General features: G+C 60.6%; 24 protein-coding genes and 2 tRNA genes. 11 read left to right on the top strand and 15 right to left on the bottom strand.

All coding sequences use genetic code 11. The features are described 5' to 3' along the window. Positions 1-172: 172 nt before the first annotated feature. From DOM57_RS01155 to sdhC, 4 genes are read right to left on the bottom strand one after another with little or no spacing between them, the layout of a single operon-like run. Positions 173-883 carry a succinate dehydrogenase iron-sulfur subunit gene (locus tag DOM57_RS01155; protein ID WP_110647406.1) on the bottom strand — a complete coding sequence of 237 codons (711 nt, stop codon included), beginning with the start codon at positions 881-883 and terminating at the stop codon, positions 173-175. Positions 884-896: 13 nt separating this feature from the next. Continuing rightward, complete coding sequence (gene sdhA, locus DOM57_RS01150; protein ID WP_110647405.1) at positions 897-2,669, bottom strand: succinate dehydrogenase flavoprotein subunit; 1,773 nt, start codon at positions 2,667-2,669, stop codon at positions 897-899. A 3-nt stretch (positions 2,670-2,672) separates the two neighbouring features. Then, positions 2,673-3,020 carry a succinate dehydrogenase, hydrophobic membrane anchor protein gene (sdhD, locus tag DOM57_RS01145; RefSeq protein WP_110647404.1) on the bottom strand — a complete coding sequence of 116 codons (348 nt, stop codon included), beginning with the start codon at positions 3,018-3,020 and terminating at the stop codon, positions 2,673-2,675. After that, positions 3,014-3,391 carry a succinate dehydrogenase, cytochrome b556 subunit gene (gene sdhC / locus DOM57_RS01140; RefSeq protein WP_110647403.1) on the bottom strand — a complete coding sequence of 126 codons (378 nt, stop codon included), beginning with the start codon at positions 3,389-3,391 and terminating at the stop codon, positions 3,014-3,016. The genes sdhD and sdhC overlap by 7 nt, the downstream gene beginning before the upstream one ends. Positions 3,392-3,947: 556 nt before the next feature. On the opposite strand from sdhC, the gene gltA reads away from it, so the two are divergent. After that, positions 3,948-5,234 (top strand): citrate synthase, encoded by a 1,287-nt coding sequence (gltA, locus tag DOM57_RS01135; RefSeq protein ID WP_110647402.1) that lies wholly within the window; start codon positions 3,948-3,950, stop codon positions 5,232-5,234. A gap of 360 nt (positions 5,235-5,594) precedes the next feature. Here gltA and DOM57_RS01130 read toward each other — a convergent pair. The 3 genes from DOM57_RS01130 to gltX form a co-directional block, all read right to left on the bottom strand. Further along, a tRNA-Glu gene (locus tag DOM57_RS01130) sits at positions 5,595-5,670 on the bottom strand. Positions 5,671-5,692: 22 nt separating this feature from the next. Beyond that, a tRNA-Ala gene (locus DOM57_RS01125) sits at positions 5,693-5,768 on the bottom strand. Between the two features lie 96 nt (positions 5,769-5,864). Beyond that, positions 5,865-7,343 (bottom strand): glutamate--tRNA ligase, encoded by a 1,479-nt coding sequence (gene gltX / locus DOM57_RS01120; protein WP_110647401.1) that lies wholly within the window; start codon positions 7,341-7,343, stop codon positions 5,865-5,867. Between the two features lie 331 nt (positions 7,344-7,674). On the opposite strand from gltX, the gene DOM57_RS01115 reads away from it, so the two are divergent. Next, on the top strand, positions 7,675-8,292 hold the full coding sequence (locus DOM57_RS01115) for a helix-turn-helix domain-containing protein (RefSeq protein ID WP_110647400.1): 618 nt from the start codon (positions 7,675-7,677) through the stop codon (positions 8,290-8,292). A 510-nt stretch (positions 8,293-8,802) separates the two neighbouring features. Here the strand turns inward: DOM57_RS01115 and DOM57_RS01105 are convergent. Together DOM57_RS01105 and DOM57_RS01100 are read right to left on the bottom strand one after the other, a co-directional pair. Continuing rightward, entirely contained in the window at positions 8,803-9,993 is a 1,191-nt protein-coding gene (locus tag DOM57_RS01105) for an MFS transporter (protein WP_110647398.1), read from the bottom strand. An 807-nt stretch (positions 9,994-10,800) separates the two neighbouring features. After that, positions 10,801-11,214: a hypothetical protein gene (locus tag DOM57_RS01100; RefSeq protein ID WP_162619406.1), complete on the bottom strand. Its 414-nt coding sequence runs from the start codon at positions 11,212-11,214 to the stop codon at positions 10,801-10,803. Positions 11,215-11,269: 55 nt separating this feature from the next. On the opposite strand from DOM57_RS01100, the gene DOM57_RS01095 reads away from it, so the two are divergent. From DOM57_RS01095 to putP, 4 genes are all read left to right on the top strand, one after another. After that, positions 11,270-11,641: a hypothetical protein gene (locus DOM57_RS01095; protein WP_110647396.1), complete on the top strand. Its 372-nt coding sequence runs from the start codon at positions 11,270-11,272 to the stop codon at positions 11,639-11,641. Positions 11,642-11,663: 22 nt separating this feature from the next. Then, entirely contained in the window at positions 11,664-12,434 is a 771-nt protein-coding gene (locus tag DOM57_RS01090) for an AraC family transcriptional regulator (RefSeq protein ID WP_110647395.1), read from the top strand. 166 nt (positions 12,435-12,600) lie between these two features. Next, positions 12,601-15,789: a bifunctional proline dehydrogenase/L-glutamate gamma-semialdehyde dehydrogenase PutA gene (gene putA, locus DOM57_RS01085; protein WP_110647394.1), complete on the top strand. Its 3,189-nt coding sequence runs from the start codon at positions 12,601-12,603 to the stop codon at positions 15,787-15,789. Positions 15,790-15,974: 185 nt separating this feature from the next. Then, the gene (putP, locus tag DOM57_RS01080; protein WP_110647393.1) at positions 15,975-17,465 is read left to right on the top strand and encodes a sodium/proline symporter PutP; all 1,491 of its coding nucleotides are present in this window, start codon (positions 15,975-15,977) and stop codon (positions 17,463-17,465) included. Positions 17,466-17,604: 139 nt separating this feature from the next. On the opposite strand, the gene DOM57_RS01075 is transcribed toward putP, so the two are convergent. Further along, complete coding sequence (locus DOM57_RS01075) at positions 17,605-17,994, bottom strand: GtrA family protein (protein WP_110647392.1); 390 nt, start codon at positions 17,992-17,994, stop codon at positions 17,605-17,607. Beyond that, a complete protein-coding gene (locus tag DOM57_RS01070; RefSeq protein WP_239496066.1) occupies positions 17,991-18,959 on the bottom strand; it encodes a glycosyltransferase family 2 protein in 969 nt (322 codons plus the stop codon). Before DOM57_RS01070 ends, DOM57_RS01075 begins: the two co-directional genes overlap by 4 nt. 255 nt (positions 18,960-19,214) lie before the next feature. On the opposite strand from DOM57_RS01070, the gene DOM57_RS01065 reads away from it, so the two are divergent. After that, the gene (locus DOM57_RS01065) at positions 19,215-19,766 is read left to right on the top strand and encodes an OmpW/AlkL family protein (RefSeq protein WP_110647390.1); all 552 of its coding nucleotides are present in this window, start codon (positions 19,215-19,217) and stop codon (positions 19,764-19,766) included. 72 nt (positions 19,767-19,838) lie between these two features. On the opposite strand, the gene DOM57_RS01060 is transcribed toward DOM57_RS01065, so the two are convergent. Further along, positions 19,839-20,165, bottom strand: coding sequence for a YqcC family protein (locus DOM57_RS01060; RefSeq protein WP_110647389.1), 327 nt, complete (start codon positions 20,163-20,165; stop codon positions 19,839-19,841). 231 nt (positions 20,166-20,396) lie between these two features. Between DOM57_RS01060 and DOM57_RS01055 the strand changes: the two genes are divergently transcribed. The 4 genes from DOM57_RS01055 (at position 20,397) to DOM57_RS01040 (ending at position 23,350) form a co-directional block, all read left to right on the top strand. Next, positions 20,397-21,407, top strand: a complete 1,011-nt coding sequence (locus DOM57_RS01055) for a DUF3549 family protein (RefSeq protein WP_110647388.1) — start codon at positions 20,397-20,399, stop codon at positions 21,405-21,407. 4 nt (positions 21,408-21,411) lie between these two features. Continuing rightward, the gene (locus DOM57_RS01050; RefSeq protein ID WP_110647467.1) at positions 21,412-21,849 is read left to right on the top strand and encodes an ATP-dependent zinc protease family protein; all 438 of its coding nucleotides are present in this window, start codon (positions 21,412-21,414) and stop codon (positions 21,847-21,849) included. A 41-nt stretch (positions 21,850-21,890) separates the two neighbouring features. Further along, positions 21,891-22,799, top strand: coding sequence for a 30S ribosomal protein S6--L-glutamate ligase (gene rimK, locus DOM57_RS01045; protein ID WP_110647387.1), 909 nt, complete (start codon positions 21,891-21,893; stop codon positions 22,797-22,799). 110 nt (positions 22,800-22,909) lie between these two features. Continuing rightward, positions 22,910-23,350, top strand: a complete 441-nt coding sequence (locus DOM57_RS01040) for a hypothetical protein (RefSeq protein ID WP_110647386.1) — start codon at positions 22,910-22,912, stop codon at positions 23,348-23,350. A gap of 33 nt (positions 23,351-23,383) precedes the next feature. Here DOM57_RS01040 and DOM57_RS01035 read toward each other — a convergent pair whose 3' ends face one another. From DOM57_RS01035 to DOM57_RS01025, 3 genes are all read right to left on the bottom strand, one after another. Then, positions 23,384-24,079, bottom strand: coding sequence for a SanA/YdcF family protein (locus tag DOM57_RS01035; protein ID WP_239496065.1), 696 nt, complete (start codon positions 24,077-24,079; stop codon positions 23,384-23,386). 126 nt (positions 24,080-24,205) lie between these two features. Further along, positions 24,206-24,769, bottom strand: a complete 564-nt coding sequence (gene sufT / locus DOM57_RS01030; protein ID WP_110647385.1) for a putative Fe-S cluster assembly protein SufT — start codon at positions 24,767-24,769, stop codon at positions 24,206-24,208. Positions 24,770-24,821: 52 nt separating this feature from the next. Then, entirely contained in the window at positions 24,822-26,063 is a 1,242-nt protein-coding gene (locus DOM57_RS01025; RefSeq protein WP_110647384.1) for a cysteine desulfurase, read from the bottom strand.

Genomic DNA, 26,063 nt, shown 5'->3' with positions numbered 1-26,063 from the left:
GTAACGACCATGCAATTCGAGGCGTCATCATGATCGTTAAAAGCCGGTGCACAAGGCACCGGCCACATCCTGGGGTTCGGTTCGACTGCGACGCGATGTCGCAGCCGGGAACATCTGCCCATGATAACAAGTCAGGCGTTACGATTTAAGTCGTAGATGCCTTGCCTGACGATCAGGTGGCGTTCGACAGCAACATTTCACGAATCTTGCCGATCGCCCGCGTCGGATTGAGCCCTTTGGGACACACCGCGACACAGTTCATGATGCCGCGACAGCGGAACAGACTGAACGGATCTTCCAGTTCAGCCAGACGCGCCTGGGTAGCGGTATCGCGGGAATCGGCCAGGAAACGGTAAGCCTGCAAAAGCCCGGCGGGACCGACGAACTTGTCCGGATTCCACCAGAATGACGGGCAAGAGGTCGAACAGCAGGCGCACAGGATGCACTCGTAGAGCCCATCGAGCTTGTCGCGCTCTTCCGGCGACTGCAGCCGTTCGATCGCCGGCGCGGTGGTGTCGTTCTGCAGATACGGCTGCATGCGCTCGTACTGCTTGTAGAACAGCCCCATATCGACCACCAGGTCACGCATCACGGGCAGCCCGGGCAAGGGTCGCAGCACCAGCTTGTTGTCCTTGACCACCTCCGACAGCGAGGTGATGCAAGCCAGACCGTTCTTGCCGTTCATGTTCATGCCGTCGGAGCCGCAAACCCCTTCGCGGCAGCTGCGACGATAGGCCAGCGAGCTGTCCTGCTCTTTCACCATGGCCAGAATATTGAGAACCATCAGATCGCGCCCCTGGGTATCGATCTGGAACTCCTGCATGTAGGGCGCAGAATCGGTCTCGGGGTTGTAGCGATAAATGGAAACCTGAAGATCGGACATCTTGACAACCCCCTTAGTAGGTACGGATTTTCGGCTCGAAGGTATCGACCGTCTTGGGCGTGAAGTTGACCTCGCGCTTGGTCACCGTCTTGGCTTCCGGATGGTAGAGCGAATGCTTCAGCCAATTGACGTCGTCGCGATCCGGATAGTCATAGCGGGAATGCGCGCCACGGCTCTCCTTGCGCTCCAGCGCGGCGACTGCCGTCGCCTCGGCCACTTCGAGCAGGTTGTCGAGCTCCAGTGCCTCGACACGCGCGGTGTTGAAGGCATTGGACTTGTCGCCGAGATGCGCTTCGGCGATACGGCCACGCAGTTCGGCCAGCTTCTTGACGCCCTCCTGCATATGGTCCTCCTGACGGAAGACACCGAAGGCGTTCTGCATGATGTTCTGGAGTTCGGCCTTGAGCTCCGGCACCGACTCGCCGCCGCTGGACTCGTTCCAGCGCGACATGCGCTTCATCGCACGATCGATGTCCGACTCGGAGGCATCCAGATAATCGATGCCTTCGTTGAGCGCCTGCTCGATATGGATGCCGGCGGCACGCCCGAACACCACCAGGTCGAGCAGCGAATTGCCACCCAGACGATTGGCGCCGTGAACGGAAACGCAGGCCACTTCGCCGCAGGCGAACAGGCCGTTGATGATGCGATCGTTGCCGTCGGCGTCCTGGGTCAGCGCCTGGCCGTGAACGTTGGTCGGAATGCCGCCCATCATGTAGTGACAGGTCGGGGTGACCGGAATCGGCTCCTTGACCGGGTCGGCATGCGCGAAGGTCTTGGACAGTTCGACGATACCCGGCAGGCGCTTCATCAACACCTCTTCGCCCAGGTGATCGAGCTTCAACATGACGTGATCGGCATTTTCACCGCAACCACGGCCTTCGAGCACTTCCATGACCATCGAGCGAGCGACCACGTCACGGCCGGCGAGGTCCTTGGCGTTGGGCGCATAGCGCTCCATGAAGCGCTCGCCGTCCTTGTTGATCAGGTAGCCACCTTCGCCGCGACAGCCCTCGGTCACCAGCACGCCGGCGCCATGGATACCGGTCGGGTGGAACTGCCACATCTCGATGTCCTGCACCGGAAAACCGGCACGCAGCGCCATGCCGATACCGTCGCCGGTATTGATCAGGGCATTGGTGGTGGACGCATAGATCCGCCCGGCACCACCGGTGGCCAGCACGGTGGCCTTGGACTTGATGTGGACGACTTCGCCGGTCTCGATGCACAGCGCGATACAGCCGACCACGTCACCGCTGGCGTTGGTCACCAGGTCGACGGCGTACCACTCATCGAGGAACACCGTGTTGTTCTTCAGGTTGTTCTGATACAAGGTATGCAGCAGCGCATGACCGGTACGGTCGGCAGCGGCGCAGGTACGCGCGGCCTGGCCGCCCTTGCCGAAGTCCTTGGACTGGCCACCGAAGGGACGCTGATAGATACGGCCATTGTCGAAACGCGAGAACGGCAGGCCCATGTGCTCGAGTTCGAACACGGCTTTGGGGCCTTCGTTGCACATGTATTCGATGGCATCCTGATCGCCGATATAGTCCGACCCCTTGACGGTGTCGTACATGTGCCAGCGCCAGTCGTCGTTGGGATCGGCGGAGGCGATCGCACAGGTGATGCCGCCCTGAGCGGAGACGGTGTGGGAACGGGTCGGGAAGACCTTGGACAACACCGCGGTCTTCTTGCCGGACTTGGCCAACTCGAGCGCCGCTCGCAGGCCGGAACCGCCACCACCAATGATGATGGCGTCGAATGTCAGGTTTCGCATAGTAGACATGAATCAGGCTCCCCAGAGGACTTGTACGCCCCACACCAGAAAAACGAAGATGGCGAAAATCACGACGACCTGAAAACCGAAGCGGACAGCGGTGTGTTTGAGATAGTCGGTAGAGACCGTCCACAGACCGACCCAGGCATGGGCTGCCATCGAAATAAAGGCCAGCAAGGAGAAGATCCGCACCCAGGTGTGGGCGAACAATCCACTCCAGGTGGCATAGTCCAGATTGGGGTGAAACAGCAGATAAGCCACCAGGAAGAGCGTGTACACCGCCAGCACCACGGCGGACACCCGCTGGATGAGCCAGTCGGACAGGCCACTGCGACCGAGATTTGTAATATTGGTTACCATACCCAGACTCCCGCCAGGACCACCAGAACGACACTGACCACGACGGTGATCTGCGCCTTGCGATTACCGCTCTCGAGATCGACACCGTAACCGGCATCCATCACCATGTGCTGGATACCCGCCACGAAGTGGAAGCCAAGCGCCGAAAGAAGTCCCCAGGCGATCAGTTTGGCCAACACATTGTGCGCCAACGCATCACGAACCGCCTCGAAACCCTGCGGCGAGGAGAGCGAAGCATCCAGCGCCCAGAAGCCGAAGATCAAGCCGACGAAGAGTATGACGCCGGTAATGCGGTGTGTAATAGACGTCAGAGCGGGGAGTGGAAAGTGGATGGTGGATAGGTCAAGGTTTACTGGACGTTTGCTATTCACGGCTCTTCAACACTCTCTTGACCCAGACGGGCCGAGCCCGTTGGGGCGGTGGTTTTTAGAAGCAGGATCTCGGTCGCAAAAACAGGTTCCAATGCGGCCCAGGCCGAGCTGACGATGCCATATCGCGCGGGACATGATTATAGGGTTTGAGGACCGGCATGACAAACTGCTACAACTTTGGTCACACTATTCCTGGATGCTCTGTCGAGCCCCCAAGCAAAGTTCCGTGACTGAAGAATCAGGGCCTGGCAAGGTCCGTTCCATGCCCCTGGCTCGGAAGGGAGACAGCTGGAGTTGCCGGCCAGGCTCGGCCGTGGATTCCCGCTTCTTATCCTCAAGTCGCGTTTCGCGCAGCATCACGATGCGTCAGAGCCGTGCCTGGTCATGATCGGCGCGCCATCACACCGCAACGAACCCGCCGGACCGGCCGCGAACGCCGCTGTCAAGGCGATTAGGCGAATTGACAAAGCTCTGCGGAAATCTATAGTGGGCGAACTATTTTTCGCCCCCATGGCAGGAAAGACAAAGGGTTATGTCACTATAAGGAGGCCACACAATGGCTGAAAGAAAAGCGAAACTATCGGTCGATGGTGTCGATAAAGACATTGAATTTCCGGTCTATTCCGGCACTGTCGGCCCCGACGTCATCGACGTCCGCAGCCTGACCGGCGAAGGCTTGTTCACCTATGATCCCGGCTTCGTCGCCACCGCCTCTTGCGAGTCCAGCATTACCTATATTGATGGCGCTGCCGGCATGCTGCTGCATCGGGGCTATCCGATCGAGCAACTCGCCGAGCACTCCAACTACGTGGAGCTGTGCTACCTGCTGATGTTCGGCGAACTCCCCTCCCCGTCCGAATACGAGGAATTCGAAAAGACGCTCGGCCGCCATACCATGGTTCACGAGCAGATCGTCAACTTCTATAGAGGATTTCGCCGCGACGCCCACCCGATGGCGATCCTGTGTGGCGTCGTCGGTGGCCTCGCCGCGTTCTATCATGACAACCTCGACATTACCCAGGCCGATCAGCGCAAGGTCAGTGCGATCCGCCTGATCGCCAAGATGCCGACGCTGGCAGCGATGTGCCACAAGTACAATATCGGCCAGCCGTTCATGTACCCGCGCAACGACCTCAGCTATTCCGAAAACTTCCTGCACATGATGTTCGGCAATCCGTGCGAGAGCTACGAGGTCAATCCGGTCATCGCCAAGGCGATGGATCGCATCTTTATGCTGCATGCCGACCATGAACAGAACGCCTCGACCTCCACGGTGCGCCTGGCGGGCTCCACCGGGGCCAATCCGTTTGCGTGCATCAGTGCCGGCATCGCTGCCCTTTGGGGCCCGGCGCACGGTGGTGCCAACGAAGCCGTACTGGCGATGCTCGACGAGATCGGAGATGACTCCGAAGAAAACATTCAGCGTTTCATCGACAAGGCGAAGGACAAGAACGACCCGTTCAAGCTGATGGGCTTCGGCCACCGGGTATATCGCAATTTCGATCCGCGCGCCAAGGTGATGAAGGAAACCTGTGATGAGGTCCTCGGTGAACTGGGTATCGGCAACGATCCCCAACTGCAGATCGCCAAGCGCCTCGAGCAGATCGCCCTGGAAGATGAGTATTTCATCGAACGCAAGCTCTACCCCAACGTCGATTTCTACTCCGGCATCATCCTCAAGGCGATCGGCATCCCGACCAACATGTTCACTGTCATCTTCGCCATGGCACGCACGGTCGGCTGGATCTCCCACTGGAACGAGATGATCTCCAACGGCTACCGTATCAGCCGTCCGCGCCAGCTCTATACCGGCTACGACAAGCGCGATTATCCCAAGCAGTAGCACGACGCATCGCCAACACAAGCCGCCGATATCGTCGGCGGTTTTTTATGGCCGAGAGATTTCCACATATTCTGTGGATAACCCTGTTCACAACCCCTCGACAATGTCATCCAGACGCCTTCAGAAGCGCCCTGGCAACAGATTGCTTATTTTTTGACCACTCATAACTTACTGATTTATATAAAATAAAACGGCGATTCATGAAATTTCAGCAAGTTAGCCACGCTTCAGGATCTCAGCCCGCCATCAGTGGAAAACGCGAAGCGATGTCAAGCTTTTTTGCGCGGGCAAATGGCCAGTTATCAACAGCTGCAATCGCGAGCGATGCACGCATCGGAAGGAAAGCACAAAGGAGAGAAGTGGCGTCCCATAGGGGGTTCGAACCCCTGTTACCGCCGTGAAAGGGCGGTGTCCTGGACCACTAGACGAATGGGACGCTGATAATGCAGGTGTCCGCTTGGTGGAGCCTACCGGGATCGAACCGGTGACCTCGACGCTGCCAGCGTCGCGCTCTCCCAGCTGAGCTAAGGCCCCGACTGCGGAACGGGGCGAACTATACGGATATCTAGCTGATACGTCAACGCTTTATCGCAATCCGAGACCTGTCACGGCTCGGATTGCACCCGCTTCTCAAAGCTCTCGGTAGCGCTTCTCGAAACGCTTGGCCTGCTTCTTGGAGATGCCGCCCAGCACTTCGATGGCATGGCGCAAACGGGCCCGGGTCATGTCGGAGCCGATAATGGCCATGGCATCGAGTACCGAGGTCGAGTGCGAGCTACCGGTAACGGCGATGAATACCGGTGCCAGGAAAGCCTTCATCTTGAGCTCGAAGTGCATGGAAAGCGCCTTGGCCTGCTCGAGCAGCGCCTCCTTGTCCCAGCGGGTAATCGTTTCCAGGCGCCAGGTCAGGAACTGCAGCAATTCCAGCAGTGTCTCGCGCTCGAGGTCGACTCCGGCGAAGCTCTCTTCACTGATGGACGGCAAGCCCGAGAAGAAGTGGCCGGCCAGCGGAATGACATCGGACAGGGTCGCGATCCTTGGCTGAACCTGGGGCAGGATCTGGCCCACATACGCTTCGTTGAAGGCCCACTCGCGCAATGCCCGAAGCAAGGCGGCATCGTCGAGATCCTCACGGATATAGACCCCATTGAGCCAGGTCAGCTTGTCGAGATCGAAAACCGGTCCTCCCAGGGAGACGCGCTGGATATCGAAGTGCGCCATCATCTCGTCGAGGCTGAACTTCTCTCGATCGTCCGGCATCGACCATCCCATGCGCCCGAGATAATTGGTCAGCGCCTGGGGCAGATAGCCCATGCGGCGGTAGTAGTTGATCGATGTCGGGTTCTTGCGTTTGGACAGCTTCGACTTGTCCGGGTTGCGCAGCAGCGGCATATGGCACAACTGCGGCATGGTCCAGCCGAAATACTCGTAGAGCAGCTTGTGCTTGGGAGCGGAGTTGATCCACTCTTCGCCCCGCAGCACATGCGTGATTCCCATGAGATGGTCATCGACGACATTGGCCAGATGGTAGGTCGGCATGCCATCCGACTTGAGCAGGATCTGCGCATCGACCTGAGCCCAGTCGACTTCGATACGACCCCGCAGCATGTCGTCGATCTCGCAGATACCCTCGGCGGGAACGTTCATGCGAACGACGTAGGGGTAGCCCTCGCGTTCGCGACGGCGCTGCTCCTCGGGGTCCAGCGCCAGATCCTGGGGCTTGAGCGCCAGTTGCAGACCGGCATCCCTGCGCGCCTGGCGCAGCGCATCCAGCTCCTCACTGGTGCGGTAGCACTTGAAGGCGTGCCCGGACTCGAGCAGACGATTGGCATGCTCGACATAGATATCCCCCCGCTCACTTTGCCGATAAGGGCCATGCGGGCCGCCGACGTCGGGTCCTTCGTCCCAATCCAGCCCCAGCCAGCGCAGTGAATCGAGGATCATCCGCTCTGACTCGGTGGTAGAACGCTGACGATCGGTATCCTCGATGCGCAGAATGAACTGACCACCATGCTGGCGTGCGTAGCAGAGGTTGAAAAGCGCAATGTAGGCCGTGCCGACGTGGGGATCGCCGGTGGGAGAAGGCGCAATACGCGTGCGTACTGTCATGAATTCAATCCGTTGATGAACGAGCAGGCGACATTATACGCGCCATGGCCTCTTTACTGCAGGGCCCATGCTCAGTCTGGCACGGCGTTTCTGCGGAGGGAGAACAAATTGTCCAAACTTCGTTAAACGAATTACCCTTTATCACCACCTGCCGGCCTGTCGCGCCGTCTCCCGTCATGTTTGGCACAGGAACGCAAACCTTGCGGGAGGATGCAGCCTCATATAACCCCCTGATTGGATAGAAGATACCGAGACCGACTTGAGCAACCCGAAACATACTTCGGCAACGAGTGGATATTCTATCGCATCAATATTCGGGCGAGATTCATGGATGGACGAGCTAGGATCACGAATCAAACAACTCCGACTCCAGGCCGGACTGAGCAAAGCTGCACTGGCACGTCGTGTCGGCGTGTCCGACGTCACGATTTCCTACTGGGAATCCGGCACGATCAAGCAGATAGGCCATGAGCGGCTGATGTCGCTGACATCGGCGCTGGACTGCTCCATCAGACAGTTACTGGACGATGACTCGCTCACTGCCATGGCGGCGACATCCACGCCGAACGCCAGTGTCATCCTGAGTCTCCAGGCGCATTCGACCGCCCCTTGGGAAGCCCACTCCACTGCCCTCGACGCCTCACAGAGCTTGTCGACGGTTCAGCTGTTGACACAAGACTGCTACCTCGTGACCCCATCCGAGGGGGAGTCCTTTGACTTTCTGTTCGAGGGGGACCTGGCCGCCATCAGTCCCTGTGAAGGCTTTCAGCAAGATGGGCTATATCTGATCGAGCGCGAAGGCCGATTACAGATCCGGCACCTCGAGCGGCTAGCCTCGGGACGGATGCGTGTCAGCGGCGAGCAACCCCAGGGGGCGAGTGTCGAAAGCGTGCGCCACCCGTCTTTTCGCATCGTTGGTTACCTGCGTGCCCGCTGGAGTCGCCAGTAGCCATGCCCATGACAAGCACGAACGGTTGCAAACCCGATGTCGGACGTTACAGTACGATTCGTGGCGAAAAGTCATGAAAAAGCGTTTTTTCTGAAGGGATGGGTTGTCCCTGCAGAATGCAGAGAAAACGACTCGATCAGGGAGGAAAAAGATGGAGATGTTCACACTGAAGCAGAGGGGCACTGCCTGGATGGTCTGTTGCCGTGCCTGTGGCCACGAACAGGCGCTTCCTCCGTCGATAACGGAGAGCGAACTGGCTGACAGATTGACCGTCAAGTGCGAGCGCTGTCCAAGCGAAGAACCTCAGTTTCACTTTACTGCGACCGTTGCCGCGGCCTCGACTTCGGACGCCATGGCTGGCTGAATTTCAACGCTACGGCAAATGCAGGAAAGCCAGGTCGCGGAGGCAACGGCCTGGCTTTCGCCACCACCGCGCAACGCGTATGGTGGATATACCCCGCTGTCAATCCATCATCCATGAAGCCATCGCTTTCGGCTCATCGGCTCATGTCATGCATCGGTCGGTTCCAGCCAACTAGCCCACCCATAGACCAAGAGCCCGCCAATCGCCATTGCCGCCCCGACATACCCCGTCGAGGTCCAGCCGAATCCCGCGGTGATCGCCATTCCCCCTAGCCAGGGTCCCAGCGCATTGGCGATATTGAACGCTGCATGATTGGAAGCGGCAGCCAACGTCTGAGCGTCTTTCGCGACGTCCATCAAGCGAATCTGCAGCGCCGGCGACAGGGCCACCATGCTGCCGACGGTCAGCACGGAAAGCGTGACGCTCCAGACCGAATGCGCCGCGAGCGGAAACAGCAGCAGAATGAGCGCGCTGAAACCCAGGATCCAAAATACCGAGCGAAATTGCAGCTTGTCGAAAAGCCAGCCACCGATCATGTTGCCGAGAATCGCACCCACACCGAACGCCGCCAGCACGACCGGCACCCAGTGTTCCGCCAGGCCCGTCACCTGAATCAGTGTCGGCGCCAGATAGCTGAACACGCAGAACATGCCGGCAAAACCGATCGAGCCGATACCGAGGGTCAGCCACACTTGGCGACGCCTGAGTGCCGTCAGCTCCTGGAGAGGACTGTTGCGGGCTTCTTCTCGATTGAAAGGCAGATAGACGAAAACCAGAATGACCGTAATGACACCGATCGTTCCCACGAGCCCAAAGGCATAACGCCAGTTCAACAACTGCCCCAGCCAGGTAGCCAAAGGATTGCCGATCAACATCGCGGTGGTAATACCCAGCATGACCCGGCTCACCGCCTTGGCACGTTTGTGCGGTGGCACCATCGAAGCCGCGACCAAGGCAGCAACGCCAAAGTAGGCGCCATGCGGCAGACCGGAAACAAATCGGAACGTCATCAAGGAAGCGTAGCCAGGGGCCAACGCACTGGCAAAGTTGCCCAGCGCGAAGAAGGCCATCAGCAGCAAGAGCAGATGGCGGCGATAAAGATAGGAGCCGAAGACCGCTATCAATGGCGCCCCGACGACGACACCCAAGGCATAGGCACTGATCAGGTGCCCGACCTGAGTTTCTCCGACGCTGAGCGCCCGAGCGACATCGGGCATCAGCCCCATGATGGCGAACTCGCCAGTCCCGATCGCGAATCCGCCGACGGCCAGGGCCAGCTCGATCAGCAGAACCACGCGCGCAGATGGACGATTGCCGGCTCCCAATGCTTCCGCCACAGCTCCTCCGACTTTAGTCTAATGGCCAAAAGAGACGCCATTATTCACGCCCGAGACCGGCTTGGGAACCACAGCCGCTGGGAATTTTCTGTGCGCTATTTCCGAGTCTGGATCGTCTTATATCCAACTTCAAACGTTAACTGCACTACCTCGCCTACACAGCATGACCGCAAACGCCCTCTCACTATAAACCAAACAAACGCTTGTATTAAATCACAACTTTTAAATTCAAACAAAACATCTCAATTAATACTTACTAATGTTAGTCAATGATATCGACGCTTGGGCTATCGTGCCGTGCCTATTATCACTCTCCAATAGTGACATGCGGTATCTGGCAGCCGCATCGGTTCGTCCGCATCGAGGACGTTCGGTGATCGCAGACCGAGAGTCGGGCAAACGCATAAAAATTATCAACTTACCAGGCCCGTTCTAGCATTACGTCTAATATTTACCCTTTCTCAGTAAGAAAATCTTTTCAATGCCAAGTTATGCATACCTTGCCCTCCTCATACAACTTAGGCATCTCTCCAAAAATAAAAGCATGTTATTAGTCTCTCGATATCATTTCATAACATCAACTATTTCCCATGACCGATTCAGCAGCAATGGTTATCTCCCAAGACGATGTCGTCAGTGCCATGGTCACCTGGCTGTCGGCCAACGGCTACCAGTGCGGCAGCAAACGACTCGGCACACGTTACCAGATAGACCGCGAAGCGACGCGCCCCTTTGGGCACGAGCGACTCCTCGTGGACTGTCGGGGAGAAACCGGATCGCGGACCGGGCAAGACACCTGGGTCGAAGTCACCCAAGCCTTCTTCTTATCTGATCCGGGACAGCGAGAATTCCGATGACCGGACAGGTGTCGATGGCGCTACCGGACCTACCGAGTTCCGCCGCCGCATGGCCGGCATGAAGGAATTTTGCCTGCGACAGCGCATCAAAATTTTCTGGGTAGGCGCCAACGGGTGCCGACGACATTACGGACAACGGCTGCAAAGTCGCCAAAAAAAGCATCGCCAAGGAACTTTTCGCCCATGATCCGTTCTTAATCAGCATGAGATCCCTGTGCAGTCGCGCTGGTTTCTCTAGCTTACTGTTAGCGATCATTATCGCCGCGCCCATGCGCGGCGATTTTTTGTTGGCCTCCAGCAGGTCGTCGCTGCCCTCCCCTGCCCACCATGCGCTCCAGGAGCGTGGTTGAGCCTTGGTAGGCACGCCGACCGCCGTGCTAGACTACCCCCTCGTCAGTCACTCGCTCGGGAGTGCGCGCATGCAGCTCTATTTGCTCGTCTTTGCCATCTGTCTGCTGATCAGCCTGGCCACCGTCGCCGCGCTGATGCTCTCGCGCACGCCACGGTATCGCACCCAGGCCGAGGATCTGATCCAGTTGTTCGACGAGGTGCTCGACAATCGCGCCAGCGAGGCGCGCTGGCATACCGTGATCGGCTATCCGATCCGCCACGATGCCTATCTGGAGAATCTGCGCCGTCGCTGTCAGCATCTGATGGAGGTTCACGGACGACCGTGGCAGGCAGCACAGGGCGGCTCGCTGTTCTCACGCAGCGGCCGCGAAGAGCTGGCCGCGCTGCGCGATCACCTTGCCGCCCGCCTGGCCCTGCGCCAGGGCGAGTATCAGGCCTGAATCGACGCGTTTGCCCATTGCCATGACCAATACGATCCGCCTGACGCCACTCGACAATGCCGTTCAACACCATCATCACGATTATCACCAGATCGTGATCGGACTGTCCGGTTACGCCGAGTTCGAGATCGCAGGCCATGGTGGTGTGGTCGCGCCACTCTCCGGCTGTCTGGTACCGGCCAATGTCGAGCACTACTACGAGGGGATCGGCGACAACCGCCAGTTGATCATCGATCTTCCCGACGATGCCGTTTCGCTGACCGGCGGCCAGCGCGAATTGCGCCGTCTGTTCGATCGCCCCGGCTACTTTTCGCTGGACGAGTCGCTACAGCATTATCTCAACTTCCTGGTGCAGGAAATGGCGAGAGCCCAGCATGCGCCGGGCGATCTGCTTGTCACCACGCTGCTCAGTTCTCTGCATGCCCGGCTCGGAGCAACCCTGCTGTCCCCGCCCGCTGCCCGTCGCCTCGCCCGTCTGCTGGACATCGCCCGCCTGGAACGCTACGTGCACGAGCGCTTGAACCGGCGCATCAGTGTGGCCGATCTGGCCCGGGTCGCGTGCCTCAGCGAAGCGCATTTCGCCGAGCGCTTCCGCGACCAGACCGGGCTGACGCCCTATCAGTTCGTGATGCGCCTGCGCCTGGACACGGCACGCCAACTGACCACCTCCACACAACTGCCGCTGGCTGAGATCGCCGAGCGCACCGGCTTCGCCAACCAGAGCGCGTTGAGCCACGCCTTCCGACGCCACTATGGTCACCCGCCGATCCAACTGCGCCGGATCGCGCGCTGACTCACCCGAACAAGGGTTTTTGACAAACCACACCGGGAAAAATGACAAGAAGCGCGTCACTGTTTCACGCTAGAGTCACTCACCATTTCTTCCCGTCCGCGCTGGACACGAGCGCCCATCTTCGCTGCGACCGCCCGTGCCAACGCCCACATTCTGGGGTTGAACAATGCTAAAAGCCGACCAAATGCTGGAACCCACCACGTGGCAGACGTCATTGGCCTCACTGTTCGAGAGAGTCAGTGAGCACTACATCGTCGAAGAAGACGCCTACGTTGGCGAACTGATCTCACTGCTCGGCAGCGACGAGGCGGACTTCGCGCGTATCAGTGACAGTACCGCGCAACTCGTACGCGACGTTCGTGCCATGGATACCGCCGTCGATTCGATCGATGAACTGCTCCAGCAGTACAGTCTCGACACTCAGGAGGGTGTACTGCTGATGTGCCTGGCCGAGGCCCTGCTGCGTATCCCCGACAAGGCCACCGCCGATGCGCTGATCGAAGACAAGCTGGGCGTGGCCGACTGGAAGCGCTATCTCGGCCAGAGCGAGTCCTGGTTCGTCAACGCCTCCACCTGGGGTTTGCTGATGACCGGTAACGTGATCCAGCTGGACAAGCCGCGCGACGGCAAGCCGGCCAGCTTCATCAACCGATTGGTCAACCGCATGGGCGAACCGGTGATCCGCAGTGCCATGTATCAGGCAATGAAGATCATGGGCCAGCAGTTCGTGCTCGGACGTACCATCGTCGAGGCACTGAAGCGCTCGAAGCCGCTGTTCGACAAGGGCTATACCTACTCCTACGACATGCTGGGCGAAGCCGCCCGCACCCGCGCCGACGCCAAGCGCTATTTCGACGACTACGCCGCGGCGATCCGCCAGGTCGGCGAGACCAGTCGCAAGCTCGCTGACTCGACCCCGGCGCCCTCGGTATCGATCAAGCTGTCGGCGCTGCATCCGCGCTATGAATTCGGTCGCCGTAGCCAGGTGCTCGAGGAACTGGTCGCCACGGTCACGGCACTGGTCGAGCTGGCCCGCGAGCGTCAGGTGGCGATCACCGTCGACGCCGAGGAAGTCGATCGCCTGGAACTGTCGTTGGAGGTCTTCCGCGCCGTATTCGAAAGCGACGCCTGCCGCGGCTGGGGCCACTTCGGGCTGGTGGTACAGGCCTATTCGAAGCGTGCCATGCCGGTGCTCCACTACCTCAACCGGCTGGCCGAGCAGCAAGGCGACGAGATCCCGCTACGGCTGGTCAAGGGCGCCTACTGGGATACCGAAATCAAGGAGTCGCAGCAGTTGGGAGTCGACGGTTATCCCGTCTTCACGCGCAAGGCCTGTACCGATGTCGCCTACCTTGCCTGCGCGCGTTTTCTGCTCTCAGGTAACACCCGCGGGCGCATCTTCCCGCAGTTCGCGACCCACAACGCCCATACCATCACCCACATTCTCGAGTTCGCCAACCAGGCCAATCGCCGCTTCGAGTTCCAGCGCCTGCACGGCATGGGCGAGGCGCTCTACGACGCCGCCCTGCCGCTGGCGCCGAAGGGCACCTACTGCCGCATCTATGCCCCGGTCGGCGCGCACAAGGACCTGCTGCCGTATCTGGTCCGCCGGCTTTTGGAAAACGGCGCCAACTCATCGTTCGTGCATCAGTTGGTGGATCCCCGCGTGCCGGTGGAATCGCTGTGTGTCCATCCCGTCGCCACGCTCAAGCAATATCCGACCTTCGCCAATCCCAAGATTCCACTGCCACGCCACATCTACGGCCCGGCCCGTCAGAACTCACAGGGCGTCAACTTGAACATCAATAGCCAATATCAGCCACTGATCGACTGCATGGCGGAGTTCATGGAGCGCGAGTACCACGCCAAGCCGCTGCTGGCGGTGGAGGTCGCCGACGACGAGAGTCAACGCTACCCAGTCACCAGCCCCTACGATCGCCGCCAGCTCGTCGGTAGCGTGCAGTGGACCCGCCGCGAGCAGGCCGAGCAGGCGGTGGAGAACGCCTGGCAGGCATTTCCGCGCTGGAGCGAAACGCCGGTCGAGGAGCGCGCCGCGATTATCGAGCGCCACGCCACGCTGATGGAAGCGCATATGGCCGAGTTGATGACGCTCTGCTCCCGCGAGGGTGGCAAGCTGCTCACCGACGGTGTCGACGAGATCCGCGAGGCGGTGGATTTCTGCCGCTACTACGCTGCCCGCGCCCGTGAGCTGTTCGCCGAACCGACTCCACTGCCGGGGCCGACGGGTGAATCCAACGAGCTGATGATGGGTGGCAAGGGCGTGTTCGCCGCAATCAGCCCGTGGAACTTCCCGGTGGCGATCTTCACCGGCCAGATCGTCGCCGCCGCCGTCGCCGGCAATACCGTGCTGGCGAAGCCGGCGGAACAGACCTCGCTGATCGCCAATCGCGTGATCGAGCTGTTACATGAAGCCGGCATGCCCCGCGACGTGGTCCAGCTACTGCCGGGCGACGGCCCGACCGTGGGCAGCGTGCTGAGCAGCGATCCACGCATCAGCGGCGTGGTCTTCACCGGTTCCACCGACACCGCCCAGATCATCAATCGCGCCCTCGCCGCACGGGAGAATGCCGCGCTGCCGACCCTGATCGCCGAAACCGGCGGCATGAACGCGATGATCGTCGACTCCACCGCGCTGCCCGAACAGGTGGTCGCCGACGTGGTTCACTCGGCGTTCCAGAGCGCCGGGCAGCGCTGTTCGGCCCTGCGCGTACTCTATCTCCAGGAAGATATCGCCGATCGCGTGATCGAGATCCTGCGCGGTGCCATGGAAGAACTGCATATCGGCGACCCGCGCGATCTCGGCACCGACGTCGGCCCGGTGATCGACGAGGAAGCCCGCGACGGCCTGCTCGCCCATGTCGAGAAGATGAAAGCGGAAGGCCGGCTGATCGCCGAGTCGCGGCTCGATCCCGCTCATACCGGGCACGGGACCTTCGTCGCGCCAATGGCCTTCTCCATCGACGGCATCGAGTCGATGCAACGCGAGCAGTTCGGCCCGCTGTTGCATATCGCGCGTTACCGCGCCGACCAGCTCGAAGCGGTGATCGATGCCATCAACGCCAAGGGTTACGGCCTGACCTTCGGCGTCCACAGCCGCAACGAGAGCTTCACCCAGCATGTCGCCAACCGCATCCGCGTCGGCAACGTCTACGTCAACCGCAACATCATCGGTGCGGTGGTCGGCGTGCAGCCGTTCGGCGGCCAAGGATTTTCCGGCACCGGGCCCAAGGCGGGCGGGCCCCATTATCTGTTACGCTTCGCCACAGAAAAGACCTGTACCATCAACACCGCCGCCCTCGGCGGCAACGCCTCACTGCTCGCCATGGGCGACTGAGACTCACGCACCGCCGGGAACGATGAGCAAGGACGTTCCCGGTGATCGAAAACAACGTCAAATACGGGTGTTACCTTCGCATTCTCCTTGATCGCAAGGCTCTTCTTCGACAGGGAAACTCGACTACGAATCAATCGCCCGCCGGAGCTATTTCCGGTCCAATAACTAAGAAAGGGAGACGCCCTATGGCTATCGGAGTTTGGATCAGCCTGATTGCTTATTTCGTGCTCATGATCGCCATCGGTCTGTATGCCATGCGCACGTCCACCGCCACCTCTGAAGATTACATGCTGGGTGGCCGCACCCTGAGTCCGCAGGTGGCGGCCCTGTCGGCCGGCGCTTCGGACATGAGCGGCTGGTTGCTGCTGGGCTTGCCCGGGGCGCTGTTCGTCTCCGGCCTGGGCTCGGCCTGGATCGGTATCGGTCTGTTCGTGGGTGCCTTCTTCAACTGGCTTCTCGTCGCACCGCGCCTGCGTGAACAGACGGTTCACTATGGCAATGCGATCACCATTCCCGAATTCCTGGCCAATCGGTTTCCGACCCGAGCCATGTCGCTGAGGACGATATCCGCCATCGTCATCGTCGTCTTTTTCTCGATCTATACGGCGTCGGGCCTGGTGGCGGGCGGCAAGTTGTTCGACAGTGCCTTCGCCGGCGTGATCGACATCGGCGGGTTGAGCGACTATGCGACGGGCGTGATCATCACGCTCGGCGTGGTGCTCATCTACACCGTCGTCGGCGGTTTCCTGGCAGTGAGCATGACCGACTTCGTGCAGGGCTGCATCATGATGCTGGCCCTGGTGATCATGCCGGCAGTGGTGCTCTTCGGCGAAGGTGGCGGGGGTTTCGCCCAGGCATCGCAGACCCTGAACGCAGTCGATCCCACCCTGCTGTCGTGGACGAACGGCCTGACCTTCATCGGCTGGCTCTCCGCGGTCACCTGGGGACTCGGTTACTTCGGGCAACCGCACATCATCGTGCGCTTCATGGCCATCCGATCGCTGAAGGATGTCCCCGTCGCCCGCAACATCGGCATGAGCTGGATGCTCGTCTCGCTGGTCGGCGCGATCTCGGTGGGGATATTCGGCCGCGCCTATGCAGTGCGCAATGGCCTGGACGTCCAGGATCCGGAAACGATCTTCATCATCCTGGCGGATCTGCTTTTCCACCCGTTGATTACCGGCTTCCTCTATGCAGCACTGCTCGCCGCGATCATGAGCACCATCTCCAGCCAGCTTCTGGTGGCCTCTTCCTCGCTGACCGAGGATTTCTACCGCCTGTTTCTGCGTAAAGAGGCGACCGAGAAGGAAACCGTTCGCGTGGGCAGGTTCAGCGTCGTGCTGGTGGGTGTGGTAGCGGCCATCATTGCGTCCGACCCGAACTCTCAGGTGCTGGGGTTGGTCAGTAATGCCTGGGCAGGCTTCGGTGCTGCCTTCGGCCCGTTGATCATCCTGTCGCTGATGTGGTCGCGCACGAACGGCGCTGGCGCCATCGCGGGCATGGTGGTGGGTGCCGTCACCGTCATGCTGTGGATCTCGCTGGGCTGGAATGCGTCGTTCCTCGGTGGCCCGGGTGTCTACGAAATCATCCCTGGTTTCATCGCCTCCTTCATAGCCATCCTGGTAGTGAGCGGCGCGACCAGCGATGCGGGTGAATACAAACAAATCTCACGCTAACGGCATGCGCGTCACGCGCTCGTGGTCACCGAAGGCTCCTGCGGGGGGCCCTTTGTCGTACCTGCGACGGCATTGCCTGAGACCCGCTTGAGTGGCGGAAAGGACGCAGTTCTCGCTGCGGCCTTTCCGATGCTTTCTGTCATATCCGACGTTCGCGAAATGCCCACAGGCGAGAGCCAACATAAGTCACTATCGGCACCGTCAAGGTGGCGATACCGATGGCCCAGAATCCACGTATCGCCGTCGATGCCAGCAGCGTTCCCAATATGCCGTTGTTGAGCGCAAAGCCGAACAGCGCCAACACGAAGAAGCGTCGTGCGCTGCCCCGACGGCGAAAGGTCAGGCGGCGATGCCCGACCAGCGAGATCTGGAACGCCACCGCAAAGGCGAAAAGATTGACGATGAACTCCGACAACGCCGGCCACAACGCACTCAGTGCCGCCGCCACGCCAAGATGCGCCATCGTCGCCACGCCGCCAACCAGTCCGAACCGGGTCGCGGTGCCGGCCTCGCGTTTCAGGCGCCTCATGGCGAGTCGGAGGATTCTGCTGTGAGACTGTCCTCGGCGATCAGATAGAGCGGGCGCTGCTTGGTCTCGATGAACAGCCTGCCGATGTACTCCCCGAGAATGCCGATCGACAACAGCTGCATGCCACCGAAAAACAGAACCGCGGTCATCAGCGAAGCGTAACCGGGAACGTCGTTGCCGACGACGATTACCCGCCCGACAAGCAGCAGGATGTACAAGAAGGCGATCGCCGCCACGATGGCACCGAAGTACATCCAGACCCGTAGCGGCCAGGTGGAGAAACTGACGAAGCCGTCGATCGCGAAGTTCCACAGCTTCCAGTAGTTGAACTTGCTGACTCCGCTCTCGCGGGCCGGGCGCGAATAATAGACGCCGATGGAGCGATAGCCCGGCCAGCTGAACAGCCCCTTCATGAAGCGGTTGCGTTCCGGCAGGCGTTTGATCGCCTCCACCACCCGGCGATCCATCAGCCGGAAGTCGCCGGCATTGCTGGGAATGTGCGTTTCGGCCAGGCGATTGAAGAAACGGTAGAAGAGCCCGGCCGTGGCGCGCTTGGTTTGCGTGTCTTCGGCACGCGAGCCACGTACGCCGTAGACCATGTCGTAGCCCTCGTCGCGCCAGTAGCGAATGAACTCGAGTATCACCTCGGGCGGATCCTGCAGGTCGACGTCCATCGGCACCACCGCGTCGCCGCGCGCGTGATCGAGCCCGGCGGTCATGGCCGCCTCCTTGCCGAAGTTGCGCGTCAACGCGAGCACGCGAACCCGCGGATCCCTGGCCGCAGCCTGGCGCAAGCTGGCTAGCGTCGCGTCGGTGGAACCGTCATCGATGAACAGAATCTCCAGTTCGGGTACGGCGCCGCCCAAGGCGGCATCGACGGCCGACAGGAAGTCTGCGATGGCATGCTCCTCGTTCATGACCGGTACGACGATCGACAGCATCCAGCGCACTTGATGTTCTCCCACGAGCGCTCCTTATAGATCGCAATCTCGCTATCGTTGAGGAAGTTGGAAACCCGACAGCCAAGCAACTACGTTTAGCGTAGTGGCTGGACGCCGCCTCTGCATGACGCTGGGAAAACACTGCATACAGGTAAAAAAACACTGTTTCAAAATTTTACTAGACTTAAAGAACACTGTTTTCTATCCTATCCGTGTTGTTTCACAGAATGTGAAAGCCGGTAACACGGCTACATGATGCAAAGAAGGGAGTACTTGATCATGACTAAGACCAAACTGTTTCCCGCCATGGTAGTTGCCGGCGCTTGCGCATTCGGAACCCAGGCAGCCTTCGCTTACGATGCTGGTGATTTCTTTGCCCGCGCAGGCGTGGCCAAGGTCGAGACCGATGACGGCTATGCCGATGACGACACCGGTGGCTACCTCGGGCTTGGCTATATGTTCCACGACAAGCTGGGCGTCCAGCTGAGCTCCATGACCAAGACCGAAGTGCATGCCGAAGGCGGCAGCTTCAAGCAGATTCCGGTCAACCTGATGGCGCAGTATTATCCGCTCGGCGGCATGGATTCGCGTGTTCAGCCTTACGCGGGTGTCGGTGTCAACTACACCACGTTCTCCGATGAAAGCGGTGTCGGTAGCGTCGACGATTCCTGGGGCGCCGTGGGCGAGCTCGGGGTCGATTTGAACGTGACCGACAACTTCGGCTTCAACGCCTTTGCGCAATATGCCGACGTCAGCGCCGATATCGACGGCGGTCGCGATGTCGACGTGAACCCGCTTACCGTGGGTGCCGGCGCGATGCTGCGCTTCTAAGGCCATACTCCTCGCCACATTCCCAAAAACCGGGCCCTGCGCCCGGTTTTTTATCGCCTGCCGCAACGCAGATCAAGCTTCGGTGACGATTCGGTCAACCACCGCGATGTCTCGAATCACGCTCCCCTTCTCCGTCATCGTCGAATCCTTGAGCCAGACTTCCATCGCCGGCGCCACCGCACAATTGGCCGGCAACTGGGCCTGGGCATCGGCCAGGGCCTGCAACCGCGCAATGAACACATAGCGCAGCCACTGCGGCAAGGTCATCGTATCGACACAGAACGGCTGCCGGCTTTCGAAAGCCGCAGGTTCGGGGCATGGCTCGTCCCACAGGCCGGCCTGCTCGAGCGTCGTTGCCAGTTGGCGCAGGGCCTGGGCCAGATCGTCATGCGATGTCATTACCTCTCCTTCTCCTATCGTGGTCTCGCGTGGTCTCGCATTTTTGTGGCTCTCGGGTCCGGTTGCTCACAGAATAGCTGAAAGAGATTGTGGATAAACTTGGGACATATTCCGCTGAGCGGCATGCGCCATGATTTTCGAGCGGCCGCTCAATTTTTGATCAAGCTCTATCCAGTCGTGGGTCGCGCAAGTTACAGTGCGCGCCACGAATGAACATGACGACCGCCCATCATGCAAACGCTAAGCGATTTCTTTACGCATAGCGGCGCCCAGATAGCACTTTCTACGCTGGGACGACGCGTAGCTCCGCTATCTTCTCGCATCTTCGAGGCTTTCGAGCGCGAGCAGCAAGCCTGGCCATTGCCGTGGAATGGCCACGCCCAGCTAGCGTGCGCCTTACGCTGGCCGGCTGCCGGACCGGATCCGGTAATCTGGTTTCTGTCGCTGCCACTCGATGAGCAGGGTCTACTGTCACCGGCACCGCGCGACGCCTTTCTCGAGCGTCTGTTGCAGACATTGGGCGCCCAAGGCGACGACGCCTCTGCACAGCCGGTCGAGAATCTGATGCAGGACAACCCGCTGGCATTCGAGCCGGAGCTCCACCAGCGCGCGCTGCTGCATGCTCGCCTCTCACGGCAGTTCGACCAGCCCACATCGCCACATACCGAGATGGCGCGACGATACCTGCTCGGCGATAGCTCGCTCAACTGGCAGATGATCGGCTTGCAGGGCCTGGCGGACCTGGTCGTGACACAGGACCCCGAGCTTACCGCCGCACTGGGTCAGCGGCTGCCGAGACTGCCGCGGGAAGTCCTGATACCGCTGTGTTACCTGCTCGAGCATGGTGATACCCCTCAAGAGTTGCTGTTACCGCTATGGCAACTGTTGGAACCGGCCCGCGAGGCCCAGGATCTCGAGCGCTACTGCGCCGTGCTGCGGGCCCTTCTCGGCAGCGACACGCAGCAAGTCGGCGAGTGGCTGGATCGCTGGCTCGAAGACGACGATCTGATGGCCGCCGATTGTCTCGTCGCCATCGCCGCGCGCGGCTGGCATCACCTGGAGCACGAAGTGAGATTATGCTGCTTTCTCGAGCGCCTGGCGCGCTGCACGCAGATCAATTTTCGCCGGGTGGTTCGTGATTTGGCATTGATCCCGCGGCTGAGGTTGCCAATATTGATGATGTTGCGCCAGGCGCCACGCGATTGTGCCGTGGGCCAGCGCGTCTCAGGGTGGAACGTCTGAATTGATGAAAGCAATGCCCTATCAGGCCAAGGCCGTCATCGGTCGCCGCGAGATGGTCTCGCTGCCCGATCTGCATCTCACGCTTTGCTGCAAGGCGGACACCGGCGCACGCACCTCGGCGCTACATGCCGAGGCCATCGAACCGTTCGAGGAGAACGGCCATCCCTGGGTGCGGTTCGTCACGCGTACCAGTGGCGGGCAAACGCCGCCCCACGAGTGCCAGTTGCCGCTTCATGATCGACGCAAGGTGAGAAGTTCCAACGGCCAGGAGGCGTGGCGCTACGTGATTCGCACCCGTCTATTGCTGGGCAGTCTGGACTTTCCGATCGAGCTGACGCTGACCGATCGCAGCAACATGCGCCATCCCATGCTGCTCGGTCGACGCGCCATGCGCCGGCTGCTGGTCGCCCCGGGCGCCGCTTTCCTGCATGGCGAACCCTGAGCGGGCCCCGGCCGCTTACCCACTTTCTGGAGCCTTGGTTCATGCACATTGGCATCATGTCGCGCAATCGCAACCTCTACTCGACGCGCCGACTGATCGAGGCCGCCGAACAGCGCGGCCATAGCATCAGAGTCGTGGACACCCTGCGCTGCTACATGAACATCACTTCGCATCGTCCGTCGATTCACTACAAAGGCCAGGAGCTCGAGCCCTTCGATGCCATCGTGCCGCGCATCGGGGCTTCGGTGACTTTCTATGGCTGCGCCGTGTTGCGCCAGTTCGAAATGATGAACACCTATGTGCTCAACGACTCGGTTGCGATCACCCGCTCGCGTGACAAGTTGCGCTCGCTGCAACTGCTGTCGCGCAAGGGCCTAGGCCTGCCGGTCACTGGGTTTGCCCATTCGCCGGACGACATCCCCGACCTGATCACCATGGTCAAGGGCGCGCCACTGGTGATCAAACTGCTGGAGGGCACACAGGGTATCGGCGTGGTGCTGGCCGAAACCAATCAAGCCGCCGAATCGGTCATCCAGGCCTTCATGGGCATGAAAGCGAACATCATGGTCCAGGAGTACATCAAGGAAGCCAAAGGGGCCGACATTCGCTGTCTGGTGATCGGTGACAAGGTGGTGGCGGCAATGAAACGCCAGGCGGCCGAGGGCGAGTTTCGCTCCAATCTGCACCGCGGCGGTACCGCCAGCGTCATTCGCATTACCCCCGAAGAGCGCTCCACCGCGATTCGCGCGGCCAAGGCCATGGGGCTGCGCGTCGCCGGGGTCGATCTGCTGCGTTCCAATCACGGCCCGGTGATCATGGAAGTCAATTCGTCTCCGGGGCTGCAGGGCATCGAAGCGGCAACGGGCAAGGATATCGCTGGCCTGATCGTCGAGCATCTGGAGAAGAACGCCGTCGCGCCACGCAAGGCGCCGCCGAAACCCAAGGGGTAAGGTGGAGGGAGTAAACAAATAGCCGGAAATGCTAAATTTTTCTGCTTTCAGGGGTAGCAAAACAGTGTTTCCGGTCGCACAATTTGTGTCACCTCAGGAGGTGGCCGCACATGTTTCTCGACAATCGCCAAGTGGCGATGGACAGCGTGCTCGAAGCGCTGGCCGACAGTCTCGATTATTTTCAGGACAATCTCGATCGCCTGCGTCCGGCGTTGCGTAATGCCCTGAAACCCCATTACGAGGAACGTGGAGCGGCCATGCGCGAACTGCAGGACCTGGTTCGCGAACATCTCGACATGTTGCCGCGCGACGCCGACGTGGAACGCGATGACTATCTCTGGCTGTGGAGCCGAATCAAGAGCTTCGTGGGTAACGACAGCGCCGTGCTGCTGGGTGAATTGCTCGAGCAGGAACGCGTATTGATGCAGGCGCTGGGCACGGCCTTCACCCATCCGCTGCCGGAACCGCTGGAGCCGGCGCTCGAGCGCTGCTGGAAGAACTGCCGCGCGCTGATCCGCGAGATCAACAAGCTGCAGCAGCGTCAGCGCTGAAGGTTTTGCCAGCTTCTCTACGAGAATCGTCACTCACGGCGGCGACACCTTGATCGGCTCGAACGGGCCGAGAAAGTAAGGCTCGCGCCCCCAAAGGTAGAGATCGCCGAAAGTCGCCGCGCGCGCCAGCCATTCCCGCAGACGCAAACGCCACTCGCCCTTGGCGCCATCGTCCGGCACCGCGCAACCGGTGGCCTCGATCCCCAGCGCATCGGCAATGAACAACGCCCGCGACAGGTGCCAGTCCTGCGAAATCAGCATCAGCCGCTCGGCACCGAATATCTCCTTGGCGCGAACGACGCTGTCGAAGGTGCTGAAGCCGGCGTAGTCCAGCGTCATGTGAGAATCGTCTACGTTGCGGTAGCGCAACGAGCGCCACATGCTGATCGGTTCGTTGTAGTAGCGGGTGCGGTTGTCGCCCGAAAGCAGCAGGTGCTGAACTCGCCCAAGGCGCAGCAGCTCGGCGGCCGTTTCCATGCGCGCTTGATAATAGGGATTGGGACCGCCCTTGCGCAGCCATTGGGCGGTGCCGAAGACCAGGCCAACCGGCTGTACCGTGCAGAGCGGTACCTCATGCTCGATTCGCGCTTGCGTCTTGTCGAAGATCCATAAATTGATCACGACGATGCCGACGGTCAGCAGCAGCAAACCGACCGCCAGAATCGTCAGCAATCCCTTCAGCAGCCGAAACATGAACGCAGGCAGCGACGAACGGCGAGAGGCGGCCACTGAGGGCCGCCTCCGGTGGGATGGCGCGTTAGAGTGTCAATCAGCATGTCGCGTTCGATAACCCACAAGGATTTCCAGCATACTACCCAGGTCATGCGCGAAAAGTTGGCGAGCGCAGCCAGCTTCCTAGAACATCCCCAGCTCCAGTCGCGCCTCTTCGCTCATCATCTCACGGCTCCAGGGCGGATCGAAAACGATTTCCACATGGACCTTGGCAAACTGCGGCGCGCCAAGAATCTTGCGCCGGGCATCCTCGGCGATCACGTCACCCATGCCGCAACCCGGCGCCGTCAGGGTCATGCGAATGGTCACCATGCGCTCGCCGCTCAGCAGGCGTTCGATACGACAGCCGTAGACCAGGCCGAGATCGACGATATTGACCGGAATCTCGGGATCGTAGCAGGTACGCAGTTGCTCCCACACGAACGCTTCCATCTCCTCTTCGGTCGCGTCCGGGTCGAGCGTCGGCCGCTCCAGCGCTTCCAGCCCCAGGGCATCGAGATCGTGCCCCTCGATCAGGTAGAGCCGTCCTTCGTGGCTAACGCTGACCGAGCTGCCCTTGGCCTGCATGACTACGACGGTACTGTCCTCGGGCAGCGTGACGGTCTTGCCGAACGGGATGGAGATGGCCTCCACGTCCCGCTGCAACGGCATCTCCTGTCCCTTGTAGACTTCGCGCAAGGAATCCATCGTCTCTCCTGACAGAATTACCGGCCCAAACACGCCGGGAACCAGAACTGGCTCAACGCAGCATACCGAGTACGCGCTGCAAGGCCTCGACGAAGGCGTCGACCTCTTCCGGCGTGTTGTAGACCGCCAGCGAAGCGCGACAGGTGGCCTCGATCCCGAAGCGGGCCAGTACCGGCTGGGCGCAGTGGTGACCGGTGCGAATGGCGACGCCCAACTGGTCGATCAGCAGACCGATATCCTGTGCGTGGGCGCCATCGACGACGAAGGAGATCACACCCGCTTTCTCGGGCGCGGTACCGAAGATGCGCAGGCCATCGATCCGCTCGAGTCGCTGGGTGGCATGGTCGAGCAGCCACTGCTCCCAGGCCGCCAGACGCTCGATGCCGAGCGCGTTGACCCAATCCAGCGCCGCGCCCATGGCGACCACCTCGGCCACCGCCGGGGTGCCCGCCTCGAAGCGGTGCGGAATGGCGGCGAACTCGGTGCCGCGATCGAACGAGACCCGCGAGATCATCTCGCCACCGCCCTGCCACGGCGGCATCGATTCGAGAATCGACGCCTTGGCGTAAAGCGCCCCGGCGCCCAGCGGGCCGTAGACCTTGTGGCCGGAAAAGGCATAGAAGTCGGCATCCAGCGCCTGTACGTCGATCGCCTGGTGCGGCACCGCCTGGGCGCCATCCACCAGGATCAGCGCGCCATGGGCGTGTGCCGCCTTGGCGATCTCGGCGACCGGATTGACCGTGCCCAGGGCGTTGGAAACGTGATTGACGCAGACGAGCCGGGTGCGCTCGCCGAGCATTTCACGGTAGGACTCGAGATCGAGCACGCCGCGGTCATCGACCGGGATGACCCGAATCACGATCCCCAACTCACGCTCCAGCAGTTGCCAGGGCACGATGTTGGAGTGATGCTCCATCAGCGATATCACCACCTCGTCGCCGGGCTTGAGATTGGCGCGCCCCCAACTGTTGGCCACCAGGTTGATCGCCTCGGTGGTGCCCCGGGTGAACACGATCTCGCGTGGCTCGAAGGCGTTGAGGTGCGCCTGCACCTTGGCCCGTACCCCCTCGTAGGCCGCGGTGGCCTCGTCGGCCAGGGTATGCAGGCCACGGTGGATGTTGGCGTTGTAGCGGCGGTAGTAGTCGCTCAGACAATCGATCACCGCTGACGGCGTCTGGCTGGTCGCCGCGTTGTCGAGATAGATCAGAGGCTTGCCATGAACCTCGCGCTCCAGGATCGGAAAGTCCCGGCGCACCGCTGCCAGGTCCAGCGTCAGATCGGTGATCGAAGTCAT

Source organism: Salinicola peritrichatus (assembly GCF_003206715.1).
GTDB lineage: Bacteria > Pseudomonadota > Gammaproteobacteria > Pseudomonadales > Halomonadaceae > Salinicola > Salinicola peritrichatus.
Note: the sequence above shows the minus strand (reverse complement) of the source record. Positions and strands in the feature narration are given on the sequence as shown.